This is a genomic window from Streptomyces sp. NPDC001668 (assembly GCF_042893155.1).
In the GTDB taxonomy this organism is placed as follows: Bacteria; Actinomycetota; Actinomycetes; order Streptomycetales; family Streptomycetaceae; genus Streptomyces.
In genome coordinates, this window is record NZ_JBIAUQ010000018.1 from 77,110 (window position 1) to 95,023 (window position 17,914).

Below are 17,914 nucleotides of genomic sequence, written 5' to 3' on the forward strand. Positions count from 1 at the left end.
ATGAATCACCGGTCAACGACGAGCTGACGCATCTTTGTGCGCGGAAAACGTACGGTTCACCGAGGTCAGGGGTGGGTGGGTGCGGAGGCATGACGTCGAACAAGGACCTCGCTGCCCGTGCCGGCATCCGGATGTCCGTCAGGGCGCGTGATCCGCAGGGCGTCTGATCACGCGCCGGGGCACACACAGGCGGCGCGATAGTCGTCAGGCATATGCCAGCAGTACCACCCCCATCATGGACGGCACCCCCCTGCGGCATTCGACGTAGGACTCGTCATCTCGCCGACCGTGCCCCGTCCGCCCCCACAGCCAATGCCGACTGGTACTGGTGTACGACGCACGGACGACCGGATCCGAAGGTGAGGGGACCCAGGAGGCTCCTGTGGCACTCCGGTCACACTCACACCATCGGCACCGGCCACGACCGGCTCGCGTTCCGGGCGCCCGCCGGAAAGTTCAACGGAACACCCATCCACCGGCCGGACACCCGCATAGCGTGCGGTGACCCGAACCGCCTCCGCCTCCCCCACCTTCTTGCGGTCCGTGACTTCCGGGCCCACCGCGCTAGGAGTTTTGGGATGTCCTACGACCGCTCGGAATTATCCCTGCCGCACCGGCACCACGGACGGGTCCCCTCCCCCACCGCGCACCGGCCGCCGTCCCTCGCGCCGGCCGTGGAGCGTTCGGGCAGCGGGACCCGTCAGCGTTCGTGGGCCGGCTACCACCGCGCCCTGCGCGTCCTGCGCCGCGCCTGCCGGTGGCAGCGGCGCGTGGCCACCTTCCTCGCCCTCGGCTACTTCGCCGCCTTCCTCACTCTCACCGTCAAGGCCCCCGCCTTCATGGCCCGTCCGGCCCCCGGCGGGCTCCCCACCGGGCTGCTGCTCGCCGTCGTGCAGATACCCGTCACCTGGCTGGCAGTGCTGCTGTTCGAGTACGCGGCGCGGCGGTTCGTCGACCCGCTGGCCCGCAAGGTCAGCCGGTACGCCCGCCCGGCCGGCGGCGACGGACGGGCGCGGGCATGACCGGCCTCGGCGGCGCCGCGCAGTCCTGGTCCCTCGTCGCCTTCTGCAGCGTCGTCACCCTCACGCTCCTGCTGTGCGTGCTGACCGGCCCCGACCGCGACGACCTGGAGGAGTTCTACACCGGCTACCGCACGCTCTCCCCGCTGCGCAACGGTCTCGCGGTCGCCGGCGACTACATCTCCGCCGCGACCGTGCTCACCATCGGCGGAGTCATCGCGCTGTGCGGCTACGACGGAGTCGTGCTGGCCCTGAGCACTCTGCTGTCCCTGCTGCTGATGATGTTCCTGCTCGCCGAACCCCTGCACAACACCGGCCGGTTCACCATGGGTGACGCGCTGAGCCGACGTGTCCCGGGGCGAGCCGTGCGCATCACCGCGTGTGCGGTGACCCTGCTGTCGCTGGTCCCCATGATGATCGTGCAACTGGCGGGCGTGGGGCAGCTGCTGGCGTTCATCCTGGGCTTCTCGGACCGTGCCATGCAGACCGGCTGCGTCGTCGGCGCCGGCATCCTGATGATCAGTTACGCCGCGCTCGGCGGGATGAAGGGGACCGCGCTGATCCAGATCATCAAGACGGTGATGCTCCTCGGATCCGGCCTCGTGGTCGCCGTACTCGTCCTCGCCTCCTTCGGCTGGCACCCGGGCACCATGGTCGACACCGCCGCACAGCGCAGCGGGACCGGCCGGGCGTTCCTTCAGTACGGCCTGCAGTTCGCTGACGGCCCGCATCCCGGACTGGACATGATCAGCACGCAGGTCGCCATCGTGCTCGGCGGCGCCTGTCTGCCGCACGTCACCATGCGGATGTACACCGCGGGCAACGCCCGCCAGGTGCGGCGCACGATGTCCTGGGCGGTGTCCTCGGTCGCCCTGTTCATGCTGGTGATCACCGTCATCGGCATCGGCGCCACGGCACTGGTCGGCCGCGAGCGGATCACCGCGGCCGACCCGCACGGCAGCACCGCCTATCTGCTGAGTGCGCGGGCTGTGTTCGGCGCCGACGTCTCCCGTACCGAGAGTCTGCTGTTCAGCACCGTCACCGCGGCGATCTTCCTGACCCTGCTGGCGTCCGTCGCCGGGATGACCCTCGCCTGCGCCAACTCCCTGGCGCACGATGTGGCCGCCTCCCGGAACAACGGCATGCCTGCGCTGCGGGAGATGACCCTGGCGCGTTCCTGTGCGCTGGTCGTCGGCGTACCGGTGGTGCTGCTGGCCGCTCTCGCCCAGCACCGCAGCCTCCAGTCGCTGGCCACCCTGTCCTTCTGCCTGGGCGCCTCCGCCATCGCGCCCGCTCTCGTCTACTCGCTGTTCTGGCGGCGCTTCGGCAAGGCCGGCCTGCTCGGCACGCTCATCGGCGGCTCCGTCGCCGTCCTGGTGCTGATGTCGGGCACCCGCCTCGTCTCCGGATCACCGACCTCGGCCTTCCCGGAGGCCGACCTGAACTGGTTCCCGTTCACCACGACCGCGCTGGTCTCCGTACCGGTGGGCTTCGCCTGCGGCTGGCTGGGCACCTTCCTGAGCGGCCGCCGCAGCGCCCGCCGCGCACGCGAGCGTTACGCCGGCATCGAGCAACTGATCCTGGCCGGGCCCCCGCGACGCCGCCCGAGCTGGAGCCCGGACGGGCCGTGAGGAAACCTTCAGCAACTCACTTTCCCGGTACGGCCGTCAGCCGCACGTCAGTGTCGGTACCGCCCAGTCGCCGTGGTCGTTGCCGTTGCCGTCGCCGGCGTCGCCGACCTCGAGGTCGACCACCTGGGCGCCGCTGACGTCGACGTCGATGGGTACGGCGGCCTGTTTGCCGCCGATCGTCGGCGTGGTCAGCAGGGTCTTGCCGTCGGCGATCACGGAGAACGTCACCGTGCCTGCGCCCTTCGTCTCGTCGTCGACGCCCACCTGCGCGGTCAACCGCGAACAGCTGCCGCCCAGGTAGAGCTGGACGTCGCTGAGTGCGTTGGTGCCGAGGCCCTTGGCGTAGCCGACACCGGCGATGGTGATCGTACGGCCGTCCCCGGCGGCCTGCTCGCCGACGCTGCTGTCACGCTCCACCGGACCCCACCCGTTGGTGGAGGACAGGAACGGCAGGTCGCTCACGGCGCTCTGCCCAGCAGGGGGCGCCGGTGGTATTCCGCCGATGACGCGCTCGTCGGTACCGGTGGCCTGCCGTCCGTGCTGCTCGTACCGCACCGTGGTGGTGAGTGCCGAGGCGGACGGCAGATCGCCGGTCGGCGGCTGGACCTTCCAGGTGAAGGTCGCCGAGCCGCCCGGGTTCAGGCGCTTGAGGGACACAGGACTCGTGGCGCTCACACTCCAGCCGTCGGGGGCGGCGAGGGAGGCGGTCAGCCGGGACGCGGACGATCCGCCCTTGGGCACCCGTACCGTCGTGCGGGCCGTGAAGGTCTCCCCCGGCCGGGCCGTGTCGGGCACGTCCAGGGCGACCTCCGTACCCGGGCGCTTCGGCATCGCGTACTTGCGGGAGTCGTAGCGGGGGCTGTCGTTCTGCGCGACGCGCAGGGAGGAGGCGTAGCTGCCGTAATCGGTGAGCGACACCTTGCCGAGGCCTCCGGTGCTGCCGTCCAGGTTCCACACGGCGATGGCGATGCTGTTGCGGCCGTTCGGGTCGAGGATGCCGTTGGGGACGGGGAAGGTGTGCTGCGGGCCGAGGTAGTTGACGTAGTTGCCGACCTGCCAGCCGTTCACGAAGATCGTGGCCCGGTACTTGCGGGACGGGTCGTCGGTGAACGTCAGGCCGAGTGAGGTGTCCTGGCCGTGCGGCAGGTCCAGGGTGGCGTCGGTGCGGTACCAGGAGACGCCGGGTCGGGTGTCGGTCGTCGGCAGGGAGACGCGCTTCCACTTGCCGTCCGGGTAGCCCGGCAGGGACCAGCCGGCCCGTTCGCCGTACAGGCCGCCCGTCGAGAGCGGGCCGCGCACGGTGTCCTGGAGGTCCTCGCCGCCGCGTACGCCCTGGAGGCGCCAGGTGACGGAGGTCAGTGGGGCTCCGACGAGGGAGGCGCTGGTCAGGCCGCGGGCGGTCTTGTTGCCGTTGGTCGAGTTGTAGTCCTCCTCGTGTCCCATGTTCACGGTGAGGACGGAAATGACGTTGTCACCTTGGGACTTGACCGCACCGGCCGGGAAGGTGAAGTCGGCGCTGCCGGTGGTGGAGCTGCCCAGGAAGATGCCGTTGAGCCAGGCGGAGAAGGCCTGTGCGCCTCCGCCGGAGTCCGAGACCAGGTGGATGCCGGTCTCCTTGCCGGTGGTGTGGAAGCGGCCGCGGTACCAGGTGTTGCCGGTGTGGAAGCCGTAGTCGTCGGCGTAGAGCACCGGCAGCTTGTTGATGCCGGAGACGCTGTTGGTGGTGGTCTTGTCCGCCACCTGCCAGCTGGTGTCGTCGAAACCGGGGGCCGCTTCGGGGGATTCCTCGGCGTGCTTCCAGTTCGTCAGCGCGGGCAGGTGGATCGCGGCGGCCACCGGGATCTTCCCGGTGAGGCTTCCTGGGGCGGTGGCCCGGGTCTTCAGGGTCCTGCCGTTCCAGGTGACGTGGTCGGCGGAGGTGAACACCTCGATGTTCTTGTCGTCGGCATTGTCGCCGGTGAGCGCCACGGTACGGCCGCCGTCGAGGCTGGTGGCCGTTCGCAGCAGGTGGGTTCCGCGTACGAGAACCGGGCCGGTCGCGGTGTCCTGGCGCCAGAAGGTCTTCGCCGTGGCCTTGTCGCCCACGAGGAGCAGCAGCGGGCGCTGTCCGCCGCCGTCGACGCTGACGCGGATCAGGCCTTTGTGGGTGTAGTTCAGCCGCAGGTCGCCGGTGGCCGGGTCCCAAGTGGTCGTGACCGTACCGCCGGTGGCGGTGACGGTGGGCTGGGCGGAGTAGCGCAGGACGGTCTCGCCGTCGGTGCCCGGGTCGCCGTAGAGCACGGCCACGTCACGGTCTCCGACGGTCGCGTCGGTCATGATCTCGGAGGTCGAGTACTGCAACCGCGCCTCACCGAGCCGGTAGTTCGCCACGATCACGTGGGAGTCGCGGCCGTCGAGGGTGATCGCGGTGCCCGGCTGCTGGGGCACGACGGGGTAGGTCGGCTGAGCGGCGGCGGTACCCGTCGGCACGTCGATGGCGTCGATGGCCACGTAGGTGTCGGTGGACCCCGAGCTGCGGTTCCCGGCGACGACGATCTTCAGGGTGTGGGACCCGGGCGCCAGGCCGGACTTCTGGAAGACGACCGCCTGGTTCTCGGCGCCGGAGTCGTCGACCGTCGCCACCTTGGTGCCGTCGAGGTAGACGTCGGCGTTGCCGTGGTTGTTCGTCTTCGAGCCGATCCAGCGGATCGCGGTGCCGTCGAAGGGGACGGTGACCGAGTCACCGGCCTTGTTGGAGAACGACTCGGTGTGCTTGTAGTCGCCGCCCGTGTAGCTCGTGTTGGCCACGTGCGACCACGAACCGGCGTACTGGAGGGCGGAGTCGGGGTCGTCCCAGGTGTAGCTGGTGTCCGCGGCCGGCTGGGCGTTGAAGTCCAGCGAGATGTGGGTCCTGTCGACCGCCGTGGACGTGGAGTTGCCGTGCCGCAGCACGTGGAACTGCGTCTTGGTGTCCGGGTTCATCCGGGCGGTGTCGACGACCGCGGAGTCGTCCGGTGGCGTGGTCCTGATCGCGTCGGTCTTGGTCAGGGGGGCCACCGACTGGGTGAAGTACCCGATCAGCTTGTCCTCGTCGTACTTCGGGTCGAGTTGCCGGGTCTCGCGGATCGCGGCTCCGTAGTCGTACGACGTGTAGTTCTGGGGCATGCTCAGCCAGCCCCAGTTGGTGCCGCCGTAGGTCATGTAGAAGCTCTGCGCGGTCGCGCCGACGGCGATGTTCTGCTTGTAGAACACGTTGGCGAACTGGTCGTTGATCAGCTGCGCGCACTTGTCGTAGCCCGGGCCGCCCCAGGGGTCGAAGGCGCCGCCCTGGAACTCGGGCGAGTACAGGGGCTTCCCGGCGGGGTGGTCGTAGCTGATGTCGGGGACGCCGTTCCACTTCGTGGGGTTGGAGCAGTCGAAGCCCTGCGGGTAGGAGTCCGGGCCGTCGACGTCCAGGGCGCCGGCACCGGAGTTGAAGGTGCCGTTGTTGTTGCCGGTCAGCGGCACGGTGATGCCGTCGGCGCGGGCCTTGTCCTCCAGGTGCTGCATGTAGGAGCGGGCGGAGGCGGAGCCGTTGTAGTACTCGTTCTCGACCTGGTAGGCGATGACCGAGCCGGTGCCGTTGGTGAGTTGGTGCCGGGCGATGATTTTGTCGATCTGCGTCAGCCATTCGTCGGCGTACTTCAGGAACCGCGGGTCGTCACTGCGGTTGTTCTCCGCCTTGGTGGTGAGCCAGCCCGGCAGGCCGCCGCTGTCGACCTCGGCGTTGATGTAGGGCGCGGGGCGTGCGATGACGTAGAGGCCGGCTTCCTCGGCCATGTCGAGGACCTTGTCGGCGTCGCGCACGCCGGTGAAGTCGTACACACCGGGCTTGGGCGAGTGGTATCCCCAGTCGAAGTACAGGGAGGTGGAGTTGAAGCCGGCGGCCTTCATCTTCTGGAAGATGTCCCGCCACAGGTCGGGGCTCGGGAGGCGGAAGTAGTGGAACTCGCCGGACCAGAGGTAGGTGCGCTTTCCGTCGACGAGGAACGAGTAGCCGTCGAGGGTCACCGTATGTGCCTGTGCCTGCGCGTTGACGGGGGGCGGGGCGGCGGACGTCGGCCCGGCTGCCTCCCGCGCCGCGGCGGGCGCGGTCATGCCCACGGCCAGGGCGAGGGTCGCGGCCGTCGCGAGGGCCGCCCTCCACCACCCATGGCGCGCGGGTCTCGCGGCCTCTGAATCGATCGGATTACCCCACACTGCGGCCTCCCTATCGCCTGAGCGATCAGCATCAAACAGACTCAGGCAAAGTCGAACAGTAGGGCGGCAGTTGGCTGAGCACAATGGGGCGGGAGGAGACGGGCGCGGCACTGGGGGCGGGGGTTTCGCGGGGGCGGCCATGACCGCACGTCTTGCAGCTCATCGCTGAAGTGCCGGGCAGTGAGCCGTACGGCAAGTCCCGCCGCTCTCGAGTTGCTCCGCCTGTTCCGCTCGTGCGTCTACGCCTGACTCCACCCCAAGCACTCCTGGCGACCCCGATGCAGCTCCTCACGACCCGCGATGGTCATCCAGGCACTGGCCCGGAGGTGCCGGTCATTGCGTGGCACTCAGACGCCACAGAGACGTGGTCTCAGCACCTCGTGCCCTGTGGAGCGCGTCCGCGGCGTCCTTGGAGCGTGGGTGCCGGGGCTTGGTGTCGATCGTGTCCAGGACGCGGAGCCGTGCCGATCGGATGGCGTCGAGCAGGTCCCCGCGGCTCCGAAGCCCGAGGTGCTCCGCCGGGTCGGACAGGATGAGCCGGCCCTCGCCGCCCGGCCGGAGGTGGGCGGACAGTCCGGCGAGAAAGCCGTGGAGCATGGTGCCGGCTCACGCCCCGCGGCCGACGGAGCCTGGAGAAGGCGACCGCGGCGGTCCGGTCGGTCGAGGTCGGAATGCTGGACGGCCAGACGGAGACCGAGCAGTCGGACGCGTTCCGGATCCTGCGGAGCATGATTTATGCCCTGCGTGACACCAACGCCGGGAGGTGAGCGGGGATCAGCAGGCACCCCCTCCCCCGTCACCCCGCAGCCGTACCGAAGGAAAGGGCCTCGGTCGACCGCAGGTGCTCCCTCAACCACCGCTCGGTGTTGCTCACATGGACCAGCGCCGCCGCCTGGCTGAGAGCCGCGTCGCGCGCGGACAGGGCCTCGAAGATCGCCTCGTGCTCCGCGAGGGTGCGGCCCGCCGCCTGGCTGTCGACCAGGCCGCGCCAGATCCGGGCACGCAGGGTGCGGCCGGAAATGCCCTCCAGGAGCGCCAGCAGGGACTCATTGCCCGTGGCCGAGACCACGGCCCGATGGAAGGCCGCGTCATGGGCGTTGAGCCGTTCGACGTCGTCACGGGCCTCCCGCATGGCGTCCAAGTGACTCTTGACATCGGCCAGTTGGTCGTCGGAGATCCGGGTCGCGGCCAACGCCGTGGCGACCGGTTCGAGGAGCCGCCGTACCTCCATGAGGTCCTGGAGAGCCACCGAGTCGCCCTGCAACAGCTCCACCGCGCCACCGAGTCCCTCCAGGAGAAGGCTCGGCTGAAGGCTGGTCACATAGGTGCCGTCCCCCCGGCGGACCTCCAGGACCCGCGCGACCGCCAGGGCCTTGACCGCTTCGCGGGCGAGGTTGCGGGACAGCCCCAGCTGGGCGGCCAGGTCCGGCTCCGGAGGGAGCTTCGACCCCGGAGGCAGCGCCCCGGTCCGGATCAGCTCACGGATCTGCTCGATCGCCTTGTCCGTCAGAGACACCGCGCATCCCTCTTCCCCACGGTGCTCCGCGAGCACGCCCGACCCGAACGGCCCCTGAGCACGAAGACCGCCCGCCAAAGGTGACGCCGATGATACGGGGGCACGCCTGGCCGGCATGCGATCGCGGCGGCAGATCGAGCAAGACATGCCATGTATTCCCTCATCCATTGGCTGGAAAAAGCGCATAAATACCGCATTCAACTCGGCTGCACCGCGGCATTCATCCCTGCACGCCGATTGACATGTCAGGGACCCATGACAGACCTTCATGCGTAGCAAGCACCCCCCACGCCCCAGGGATGTCTTCATGTCGAGTTCGATCAGCAGACGCCTCATGCCGGCCGGTGCCTCCTCCGTGGCCGCGGCGTCCCGCACCTACACGCCCGACTGGAACTCGGTCGACCAGCACCCGCCGGCCCCGGAGTGGTTCCAGGACGCGAAGTTCGGCATCTACTTCCACTGGGGTGTCTTCAGCGTCCCCGCCTTCGACAACGAGTGGTACCCGCGGAACATGTACGAGGCCGGAAGCAACGCGAACCGGCATCACCTCGCGACCTACGGCCAACCGACGGCCTGGCCTTACCACAACTTCATCAACGGGGCGAAGGACCTCGCGGGCAACACCGTGCGGTTCGCTCCGCGGCTGAAGTCGGCCGGCGGGAAGTTCGACCCCGACGAATGGGCGCAGTTGTTCGTCGACACGGGTGCCAGGTTCGCGGGCCCGGTCGCCGAGCACCATGACGGCTTCTCCATGTGGGACAGCCAGGTCAACGAGTGGAACTCGGTGAAGAAGGGCCCGGGGCTCGACCTGCTCCAGCTGTTCAGCGCGGCGATCCGCGCCAAGAACCTCAAGCTGCTGGTGGCCATGCACCACGCGTACAACTTCACCGGCTTCTACGAGTACGCCCCCGCCCAGACGGACGCCGGTCTCAAGAAGCTTTACGGGCAGCTGGGTTCGGCCGCGGAGAACCAGCTCTGGTTCGACAAGCTGAAAGAGGTCGTCGACCGCGCCCGGCCCGACATCCTCTGGCAGGACTTCAATCTGGACGCCGTCGACGAGACGCAGCGCCTGAACTTCCTGTCGTACTACTACAACCAGGCCGAGAGCTGGGGCCGCGAGGTCGTCGCCACCTACAAGGACGGCATGAACGGCAAGGGCGAGGTCTTCGACTACGAACGCGGCGGCCCGGCCGACCTCACCACGCCGTACTGGCTGACCGACGACAGCATCTCCAGCAGCAGTTGGTGCTACACCCAGGGCATCGGGTACTACAGCATCCAGCAGATGCTGCACTCGTTCCTCGACCGGGTCAGCAAGAACGGCAACGTGCTGCTGAACATCGCGCCCATGGCCGACGGCACCATCCCCCAGGCGCAGAAGGACATCCTGCTCGGTATCGGGGACCACCTGAAGCGCTTCGGCGAGTCGGTGTACGCGACCCGGGCCTGGACGGCGTACGGGGAAGGCCCGACGAAGATGGGCGGCGGCGCCTTCACCAGTCCGACCGCCGGTACACCGCAGGACATCCGCTTCACCCGCGACAAGGCAGGCAACGTCCTGTACGCCACCGTGCTCGGCTGGCCCGGCACCTCACTGACGATCAGGACTCTCGGCTCGGACCGGATCAACCTCTCGTCGCTGACCTCGGTGAAGCTCCTCGGCAGCACCGCCGGCACCTACATCGACCTGCCCACTCCCACCCAGAGCTCCGCCGGCCTCGCCGTCACCCTGCCGTCCACGGCGCCGTACAGCGCCCACGCCTATGTGCTGAAGCTCGGCTTCTCCGGCCCCATCCCCAGCCTGCGGCCGCTGACCGGCGCCGTCGTCTTCACGGACGTCGACTACAAGGGCAGGGCCGCCGTCCTCGCCGTGGGGGACTACACCGCGGCGGACCTGAGCGCGGCCGGCCCCGGACCGGGCGCCCTCTCCTCCCTCCGGCCTGCTCCCGGCTACCAGGTGGTCGGCTACTCCGGCGACGACTTCACCGGCACCTCCTGGACCTTCACCGCCGACCGTCCCGACCTGAGGGCCACCGGGAGCAACGACCACATCGCCTCGCTGCGCGTCCAGTTCAATCCGGCGACGTACTTCCGGATCAGCAACGTGACCGACGGTCTCGCCCTGGACAGCGGCGGCAACGTCGCTTCCGGCTCCGCCCTCAAGCAGTGGACCTGGGACGGCAGTCCGAACCTGCAGTGGCATGCGGAGGCGGTCGGCGGCGGCTACCACAGGCTGGTCAACCGCACCAACGGCATGGTCGCCGACGGCTGGGGCGCCACCGGGGACGGCGCCGCGGTACGCCAGGCCCCCTGGAACGGCTCCACCGACCAGCAGTGGACGATCACCCACCGGGGCGGCGGCCGTTACTCGATCGCCAACCGCACCACCGGCCTGGTGCTCGACGGCGGCGGCGACGTCGCCTCGGGCTCCGTCACCAAGCAGTGGACCTACGGCAGCACCACCAACCTGCTGTGGACCTTCACGGTGGTGTAGCCGGCCGTCCGCAAGACCCTCGACCTACCCCCGCCCAGGGTATCTGACCAGCGTCCAGGCCGGCTTCGAGCCCTGGCAGAACGGGGCGGGGCCGGCCGTGAACTCCTTCTCGTCGACCGTCAACACCGGTTGATCGGGCAGCCCGGGCCGGGCGCCTTCCGCCTCAACGGCACGGCCTGCTTTCAACTCCCCGCAACGGCACAGGCGTTGCCGTTGAGGGTGCCGGAGGTGATGGTGATGTTCGAGGTCAGGCTGTCGTTCCAGAGGTCTGGAACTGTGTGAAGAACTTCCAGACCTCTCCCGGCACCCAGGTCCTGCCGCTGTCACCGGGGGCACCGTCCTGTGGCGCGGCGATGTGTCCCTCGTCGAACGCGGCCCAGGTGACCGGGTGTCCGGCCGAGCAGCCGGCGTAGGTGGTGACCCGGTGGGTCAGGCTGCCCTGGGCGGGCTCGGGCGGGTTCTGGGCGGTGCAGCCGTTGTTCCTGACGAACCTGTCCCGCAGCGCCCGTCCGCCTGAGACGGGGAGGACGTTGTCCCTGAGGCCGTGCACCCCGAGGTAGGCGATGGGCTGGGTGCCGCCGCTGCATCCGCTGAGCTGCCCGCCGCTCTGCACCGCGACCGCCCGGAAGACGGTGGCGCGGGAGCAGGCGAGGGCGTACGACATGGCGGCGCCGTAGCTGAAGCCGAGCGCGAAGCGCTGGGTGGTGTCGACGCACAGGTCCGCCTCGATCCGCCGGAGCATGTCGTCGACGAAGGCGACGTCCTCGCCACCGGAGTTGGCCCAGCCGTTGTTGAGGCCCTGTGGGGCGACGAAGACCGCGCTGTTGTTCGCCAGTCGCTGGAGCCCGTAGTAGGCCCAGGTGCCCGTGTCCACCGTGCGGCCGGTGGCCACGTCGGTGGAGGTGCCGCCCAGCCAGTGGAACCCGAAGATCAGCCGGTAGGGGTGGTTGCGGTCGTAGCCGTCCGGGATCTTCAGGATGAAGCTGCGGTTCTTGCCGCCGCTCTGGATCGTGTGGGTGCCGCTGGTCAGCGTGGGGGTCTTCCCGCACCCCGCGGTCTGGGCGGCAGCTGAGCCGGAGGGGGTGAGCGGGGCGTTCTCGCCGTGGTCGGCGGCCAGTGCCGTGCCGCCTCCCGTGGCGAGCACGAGCAGCACCGCGACCACGGTGTGCCATAAGCGGAACCGTGCCCTTGTCATCATGCGACTCCCTTTGTCCCTTGGTGTGTTCGTCGAGCGTGAGGTCTGTCAGGCGCGGGTCCACTTCTGGCCGGCCTGGCCGTTGCAGGTCCACAGGACCAGCGGGGTTCCGTTGGCGGTGCCGGACTGGCTGACGTCGAGGCACAGCCCTGCGTGGACGTTGCGGATCGTCCCGTCGGAGCCGACGGTCCACTTCTGGTTGTCCTGGCCGTTGCAGGGCCAGGTGATGACCCGGGTGCCGTTGGCGGTGCCCTGGTCGTAGGCGTCCAGGCACTTGTCCCCGAAGACACGGATCTCGCCGCCGGCCCACGTGGTCCACAGCTGGTTGGCGGCGGTGTGGCAGTCCCATATCAGGGCTGTGGCCCCGGCCGCGGTGGAGGCGTTGTCGACGTCCACGCAGCGGCCGGACGCGTTGCCGCGCAGCCGCGAGGTGGTGGCGGCCAGCGGGCTGCCGCCGCTCACCCGGAACACGGCCACGCCGTGCGCGGGGACGCTCGCCGAGATCTGCCCGGACGTGCTGGACGTCCCACCGGTCCACAGGTCGGTCAGGGTGAACGCCCCGCCGGACAGGCCGACTTGGGCGGCACTGGTGGTGACGGTCGCGGCGCCGCCTCCCCGGTTGAACAGCCCGACCGCGACCGAGCCGTCGGACAGGGGCTTGGCGAACACCTCGGTGCTGCCGTCGTCGCGCACCCTGCGCCCGCCCGCGCCCAGCGCGTCCTGGTTCACGGCCAGCAGGCGGGGGTTGCGCAGGATCGCGCTCACGTCGGCTGACATGGTGCGGATGTCGTTGCCGGCCATGAGCGGGGCACTCATGAGTGCCCACAGGGCGAAGTGGGAGCGGGACTCCGTCAGGGAGAGGCCGGGGCGGCCGACGACCAGCATGTCGGGGTCGTTCCAGTGGCCCGGGCCGGACTGCGCGGCCAGCGGCGCGGTGACGTCGAGGACGTTGCCGACGCCCATCGGATAGCTGTTGGTGTTGCCGTTCTGCCAGATGTCGAGCAGGTCCTCGGTCGTCCGCCACAGGTCGGCGACCTCGCCCCAGTTGTACGTGGCGCCGGTGATGGCGTGGAAGCTGTTGGGGTTGATGCTGTAGACGATGGGCCGTCCGGTGGCGCGCAGGGCGTCCCGCATGAGCGTGAAGCGTGCGACCTGCTCGTCGCGGGTGCCGCTGGAGGAGCACCAGTCGTACTTGAGGTAGTCGACGCCCCACGACGCGAAGGTGGCGGCGTCCTGGGTCTCGTGCCCTCTGCTGCCCGTGGACCCCGGGTAGGCGCCGCTGGTCTGCGCGCAGGTGCGTTCGCCCGGTACCTGGTAGATGCCGAACTTCAGGCCCTTCCCGTGGATGTAGTCGCCGAGCGCCTTCATCCCGCCCGGGAACTTGGTCGGGTTGGCGCGCAGGTTGCCGGCCGCGTCACGCTGCGGGTCGAACCAGCAGTCGTCGACCACGACGTACCGGTAGCCGGCGTCCCGCATGCCGGAGGACACCATCGCGTCGGCGGCCTGGCGGACCTGCGCCTCGGTGACCCCGCACCCGAAGCTGTTCCAGCTGTTCCAGCCGAGCGGTGGGGTGAGGGCGGGGCTTCCGGGGGCTGCCGAGGCGGTGGAGTGGGCGGAAGCCGTCAAGGACGCGGTGACCGAGAGAGCGGTGGCCGCGAGGACACGGAGCAGTCGTCTGCCCGATGGTCGTAGCACCGTGGACTCCTTTCAGGGGGCGTCGTGGACCGGCCGTCGAGGTCGCCGCTCCGGCGACCCGGCGGCAGACAGTGGATGACGACAGCGCGGACCGGGCCCGCAGTACAGGAATGACCCGTGTCGAAGGTTCGAAATTTCGAGCGACTTTCGGATCGTTGGCTGTACGGATGTTAGAGATGAGACTGGACATGTCAACACCTGATGGGCGTCAATTACTCGCTCCCGCCCTCCGCGACCACCCAGGGCACCGAAATATTTCGACGCCAACAACGAATCCTGCGAAGGGCATTGACGGGATGTGTCAGGCTCATATCATCCTGATTGCTCGACACGTCAGTCGACGTTCGCACTCTCGAACGAGTTGGACAGCTCCGCCCCCACAGCGCTCCCTCGCAGAGAGAACGGCATATGGATATGTCATGCCCTCGCCAACGCCAACACCTGGACCGCAGACAGGCGCTGACCGCCACTGGCGCCCTGGTCACCGGCGCCTTCCTGCCACTGGCGGGCCCCTCCCCCACGGCCGCTTCCGCGTCCGCCCGGGAACCGGTCCCCATGACCGCCGCGACGTACACGAACCCGGTGATCTGGCAGGACTTCGCGGACATCGACGTCATCCGCGTCGGCGCCACCTACTACGCCTCCGCCTCGACGATGCACTACTCACCGGGCGCGCCCGTCCTGCGGTCGTACGACCTCGTGAACTGGGAGATCGCCGGTCACTCGGTGCCCGTCCTCGACTTCGGCGCCAAGTACGACCTGAACGGGGCCCGCGGCTACGTCAGAGGAATCTGGGCGTCGTCCCTGGCCTACCGTCCGAGCAACAGGACCTTCTACTGGCTCGGCCAGATCGACTTCGCCAGGACGTACATCTACACCGCCACCGCCGCGGAGGGGCCGTGGAGCAGGCTGACGACGATCAACACCCCCTACTACGACGCGGGGTTGCTCGTCGACACCGACGACACCCTGTACGTGGCGTACGGCAACACCACCATCAACGTGGCCCAGCTCTCGCCCGACGGCCGCCAACAGGTGCGCACCCAGCAGGTGTTCACGACACCGTCGAGTGTCGGCACGCTTGAGGGTTCCCGCTTCTACAAGATCAACGGGCAGTACTGCATCTTCCTGACCCGGCCGGCCAACGGGCAGTACATCCTGAAGTCGTCGGGCGGCCCGTTCGGCCCGTACACCATGCGACAGGTGCTCCTCGACCTGCGCGGGCCGGTCCCCGGCGGGGGTGTCCCGCACCAGGGCGGGCTGGTGCAGACGCAGGGCGGCGCCTGGTACTACCTGGCCTTCGTGGACGCCTACCCCGGCGGCCGGGTGCCGGTCCTCGCCCCCGTCACCTGGACCCCGGACGGCTGGCCCGTCGTCCAACTGGTCAACGGCGCCTGGGGCTTGTCCTATCCGAGCCCGGCCGTGCCCGCCCCGCCCCGGCAGGTCACCCCGATGACCGGCGTGGACACCTTCGACGGCCCGGCCCTCAGGCCCGGGTGGGAGTGGAACCACAACCCGGACAACACCAAGTGGTCCACCGGAAACGGGCTGACCCTGCGGACCGCGACGGTGACCAACGACCTGTACTGGGCGCGCAACACCCTCACGCACCGCGTCCAGGGCCCCACCTCCACCGCCACCGTCCAGCTCGACGTCTCCGCGATGCGGGACGGCGACCGCGCAGGACTCGCACTGCTGCGTGACTCCTCCGCCTGGATCGGCGTCCGGCGCGACAGCGGAGCGAGCCGGGTAGCCATGGTCGACGGGCTCACCATGGACGGCAGTTGGAACACCACCGGCACCGGCACCGAGCTCGCGAGCGCGCCCCTGCCGGGCAACCGCGTCTGGCTGCGCGCGACCGCCGACATCCGCCCCGGCGCGGCCCGCCCCGGAACCTTCTCCTACAGCACCGACGGCACCACCTTCACCCGGCTCGGGCCCGCCTTCTCCCTGGGCAACGACTGGCGCTTCTTCATGGGCTACCGATTCGCCCTCTTCAACCACGCCACCCAGGCACTCGGCGGCGCGGTCCGCGTCCCGCGGTTCGAGCTGTCGACGCCCTGACCCCGTTCCACCGAGGGCACAGCGCAACCCCCCACTCACCCGCACGAGGAGAACCATGAACCCTCTGAAACGGCTCGGCCGTCGCCGAGCCTCGGTGTTGTCCCTGCTGGCCGTGGCCGCCCTGGTCACACCCGGCGCGGCGAGTGCCGCGCCCGACGCCGTCCGCGCCTCCACTCTGGGCGCCCAGGCGGCCCAGTCCGGCCGGTACTTCGGAACCGCCGTGGCCGCCGGACGGCTCGGCGACGGCACGTACACGGGGATCCTGGACCGGGAGTTCAACGCGGTCACGCCCGAGAACGAGATGAAGTGGGACACCGTCGAGCGCTCCCGCGGCTCGTTCAACTTCGGCCCCGGCGACCAGATCGCGAACCGGGCCGCGTCACACGGGCAGCGCCTGCGCGGACACACCCTGGTCTGGCACCAGCAACTGCCCAGCTGGGTCAGCTCCATCAGGGACGCAGGCACCCTGAGCAGCGTGATGAACAACCACATCACCCAGGTGATGAACCACTACAAGGGCAAGATCTACGCCTGGGACGTGGTCAACGAGGCCTTCGCCGACGGCGGCAGCGGCCAGATGCGCAGCTCGGTCTTCCGGGACGTGCTGGGCACCGGCTTCATCGAGCAGGCCTTCCGCACCGCGCGGGCGGCCGACCCCTCGGCCAAGCTCTGCTACAACGACTACAACATCGAGAACTGGAGCGACGCCAAGACCCAGGGCGTCTACCGCATGGTGCGCGACTTCAAGGCGCGCGGCGTGCCCATCGACTGCGTCGGCCTCCAGTCCCACTTCGGGGCGGGCGGACCGCCGTCCAGCTTCCAGACGACGCTGTCGAACTTCGCCGCGCTCGGCGTGGACGTCCAGATCACCGAGCTGGACATCGCACAGGCTCCCACGGCCGCGTACGCGAACACGGTGCGGGCCTGCATGAACGTGGCGCGCTGCACCGGCATCACCGTCTGGGGCATCCGCGACAGCGACTCCTGGCGCAGCGGTGAGAACCCGCTGCTGTTCGACCGGAACGGCAACAAGAAGCCCGCCTACCAGTCGACGCTCACCGCCATGGGCGGCACCCCCACGGCAGCGAAGCAGGCACCGGCCGGGGCGGACACCCGGTCGGCCGCGGCACTTCCCACGTCCTTCCGCTGGAGCTCCAGCGGGCCCCTGATCTCCCCCAAGTCGGACGCCACCCACAACATCGCCGGGATCAAGGACCCGTCAGTCGTCTACTACAACGGCAAGTACCACGTGTTCGCGAGCACCGCCAACGCCTCCGGGTACAACCTGGTGTACCTGAACTTCTCCGACTGGTCCCAGGCCGGCTCGGCCACCCACCACTATCTCGACCGCACCGCCGTCGGCGCCGGGTACCGGGCCGCCCCGCAGGTCTTCTACTACGCGCCGCAACGCCTGTGGTACCTCGTCTACCAGACCGGCAACGCGTCGTACTCGACCAACCCCGACATCAGCAACCCCAACGGGTGGAGCGCCCCGAAGAACTTCTACTCGTCCATGCCGGACATCATCCGCCAGAACATCGGCAACGGTTACTGGGTCGACATGTGGGTGATCTGCGACAGCGCCAACTGCTACCTGTTCTCCTCGGACGACAACGGGCACCTGTACCGCTCCCAGACGACCGTGGGCCAGTTCCCGAACGGGTTCACCAACACCGTCATCGCGGCGCAGGACTCCAAGTACGCCCTGTTCGAGGCGAGCAACGTCTACAAGGTGCAGGGCAGCAACCAGTACCTGCTCCTGGTCGAGGCGATCGGTTCGGACGGCCGCCGCTACTTCCGCTCCTGGACGTCGGGCAGCCTCGCCGGCTCGTGGTCGCCCCTGGCCGCGTCCGAGAGCAACCCGTTCGCCAAGTCCAGCAACGTGACGTTCCCCGCCGGTACCTGGAGCCGGGACATCAGCCACGGCGAGATGATCCGCGCGGGCTACGACCAGACGCTCACGATTCCGGCCTGCAAGTTGCAGTACCTGTACCAGGGCAAGGATCCCAACGCCGGCGGCGACTACAACAGTCTCCCCTGGCGCCTGGGCCTCCTCACCCAGACCAACTCGACCTGCTGACC

9 protein-coding genes and 2 pseudogenes are annotated in these 17,914 nt (G+C 69.2%); 6 read left to right on the forward strand and 5 right to left on the reverse strand.

Features of this window, described 5'->3' with window-relative positions; genetic code table 11:
- The first annotated feature begins 578 nt into the window (after positions 1-578).
- The gene (locus ACFYZ8_RS38245) at positions 579-1,022 is read left to right on the forward strand and encodes a DUF485 domain-containing protein (protein ID WP_388533457.1); all 444 of its coding nucleotides are present in this window, start codon (positions 579-581) and stop codon (positions 1,020-1,022) included.
- Positions 1,019-2,650 carry a cation acetate symporter gene (locus ACFYZ8_RS38250; RefSeq protein ID WP_388533456.1) on the forward strand — a complete coding sequence of 544 codons (1,632 nt, stop codon included), beginning with the start codon at positions 1,019-1,021 and terminating at the stop codon, positions 2,648-2,650. Before ACFYZ8_RS38245 ends, ACFYZ8_RS38250 begins: the two co-directional genes overlap by 4 nt.
- Positions 2,651-2,686: 36 nt before the next feature.
- Here the strand turns inward: ACFYZ8_RS38250 and ACFYZ8_RS38255 are convergent, their stop codons facing one another.
- Both ACFYZ8_RS38255 and ACFYZ8_RS38260 read right to left on the reverse strand, forming a co-directional pair.
- Positions 2,687-6,766 (reverse strand): beta-galactosidase, encoded by a 4,080-nt coding sequence (locus tag ACFYZ8_RS38255; RefSeq protein ID WP_388533453.1) that lies wholly within the window; start codon positions 6,764-6,766, stop codon positions 2,687-2,689.
- 435 nt (positions 6,767-7,201) lie between these two features.
- Positions 7,202-7,468 (reverse strand): annotated as a pseudogene (locus tag ACFYZ8_RS38260) (methyltransferase); the annotation flags it as partial.
- A 2-nt stretch (positions 7,469-7,470) separates the two neighbouring features.
- On the opposite strand from ACFYZ8_RS38260, the pseudogene ACFYZ8_RS38265 reads away from it, so the two are divergent.
- A pseudogene (locus tag ACFYZ8_RS38265) lies at positions 7,471-7,635 on the forward strand (MarR family transcriptional regulator); the annotation flags it as partial.
- 29 nt (positions 7,636-7,664) lie between these two features.
- Here ACFYZ8_RS38265 and ACFYZ8_RS38270 read toward each other — a convergent pair.
- On the reverse strand, positions 7,665-8,384 hold the full coding sequence (locus ACFYZ8_RS38270; protein ID WP_359029027.1) for a FadR/GntR family transcriptional regulator: 720 nt from the start codon (positions 8,382-8,384) through the stop codon (positions 7,665-7,667).
- Positions 8,385-8,691: 307 nt separating this feature from the next.
- Here ACFYZ8_RS38270 and ACFYZ8_RS38275 point away from each other — a divergent pair, with 307 nt between their 5' ends.
- Positions 8,692-10,878 carry an alpha-L-fucosidase gene (locus ACFYZ8_RS38275; RefSeq protein WP_388533451.1) on the forward strand — a complete coding sequence of 729 codons (2,187 nt, stop codon included), beginning with the start codon at positions 8,692-8,694 and terminating at the stop codon, positions 10,876-10,878.
- A gap of 247 nt (positions 10,879-11,125) precedes the next feature.
- On the opposite strand, the gene ACFYZ8_RS38280 is transcribed toward ACFYZ8_RS38275, so the two are convergent.
- Positions 11,126-12,076, reverse strand: a complete 951-nt coding sequence (locus tag ACFYZ8_RS38280; RefSeq protein WP_388533449.1) for an alpha/beta hydrolase family esterase — start codon at positions 12,074-12,076, stop codon at positions 11,126-11,128.
- 45 nt (positions 12,077-12,121) lie between these two features.
- Complete coding sequence (locus tag ACFYZ8_RS38285; RefSeq protein ID WP_359029030.1) at positions 12,122-13,768, reverse strand: RICIN domain-containing protein; 1,647 nt, start codon at positions 13,766-13,768, stop codon at positions 12,122-12,124.
- Between the two features lie 414 nt (positions 13,769-14,182).
- Here ACFYZ8_RS38285 and ACFYZ8_RS38290 point away from each other — a divergent pair, with 414 nt between their 5' ends.
- Positions 14,183-15,832, forward strand: a complete 1,650-nt coding sequence (locus ACFYZ8_RS38290) for a glycoside hydrolase 43 family protein (RefSeq protein ID WP_388533446.1) — start codon at positions 14,183-14,185, stop codon at positions 15,830-15,832.
- A gap of 55 nt (positions 15,833-15,887) precedes the next feature.
- Positions 15,888-17,912 (forward strand): non-reducing end alpha-L-arabinofuranosidase family hydrolase, encoded by a 2,025-nt coding sequence (locus ACFYZ8_RS38295; protein WP_388533443.1) that lies wholly within the window; start codon positions 15,888-15,890, stop codon positions 17,910-17,912.
- The last annotated feature ends 2 nt before the right edge of the window (positions 17,913-17,914 follow it).

Coding starts and splice junctions, on each gene's coding strand:
- ACFYZ8_RS38245 (WP_388533457.1), top strand. CDS start 579: ATGTCCTACGACCGCTCGGAATTATCCCTGCCGCACCGGCACCACGGA.
- ACFYZ8_RS38250 (WP_388533456.1), top strand. CDS start 1,019: ATGACCGGCCTCGGCGGCGCCGCGCAGTCCTGGTCCCTCGTCGCCTTC.
- ACFYZ8_RS38255 (WP_388533453.1), bottom strand. CDS start 6,766: ATGACCGCGCCCGCCGCGGCGCGGGAGGCAGCCGGGCCGACGTCCGCC.
- ACFYZ8_RS38275 (WP_388533451.1), top strand. CDS start 8,692: ATGTCGAGTTCGATCAGCAGACGCCTCATGCCGGCCGGTGCCTCCTCC.
- ACFYZ8_RS38280 (WP_388533449.1), bottom strand. CDS start 12,076: ATGATGACAAGGGCACGGTTCCGCTTATGGCACACCGTGGTCGCGGTG.
- ACFYZ8_RS38290 (WP_388533446.1), top strand. CDS start 14,183: ATGTCATGCCCTCGCCAACGCCAACACCTGGACCGCAGACAGGCGCTG.
- ACFYZ8_RS38295 (WP_388533443.1), top strand. CDS start 15,888: ATGAACCCTCTGAAACGGCTCGGCCGTCGCCGAGCCTCGGTGTTGTCC.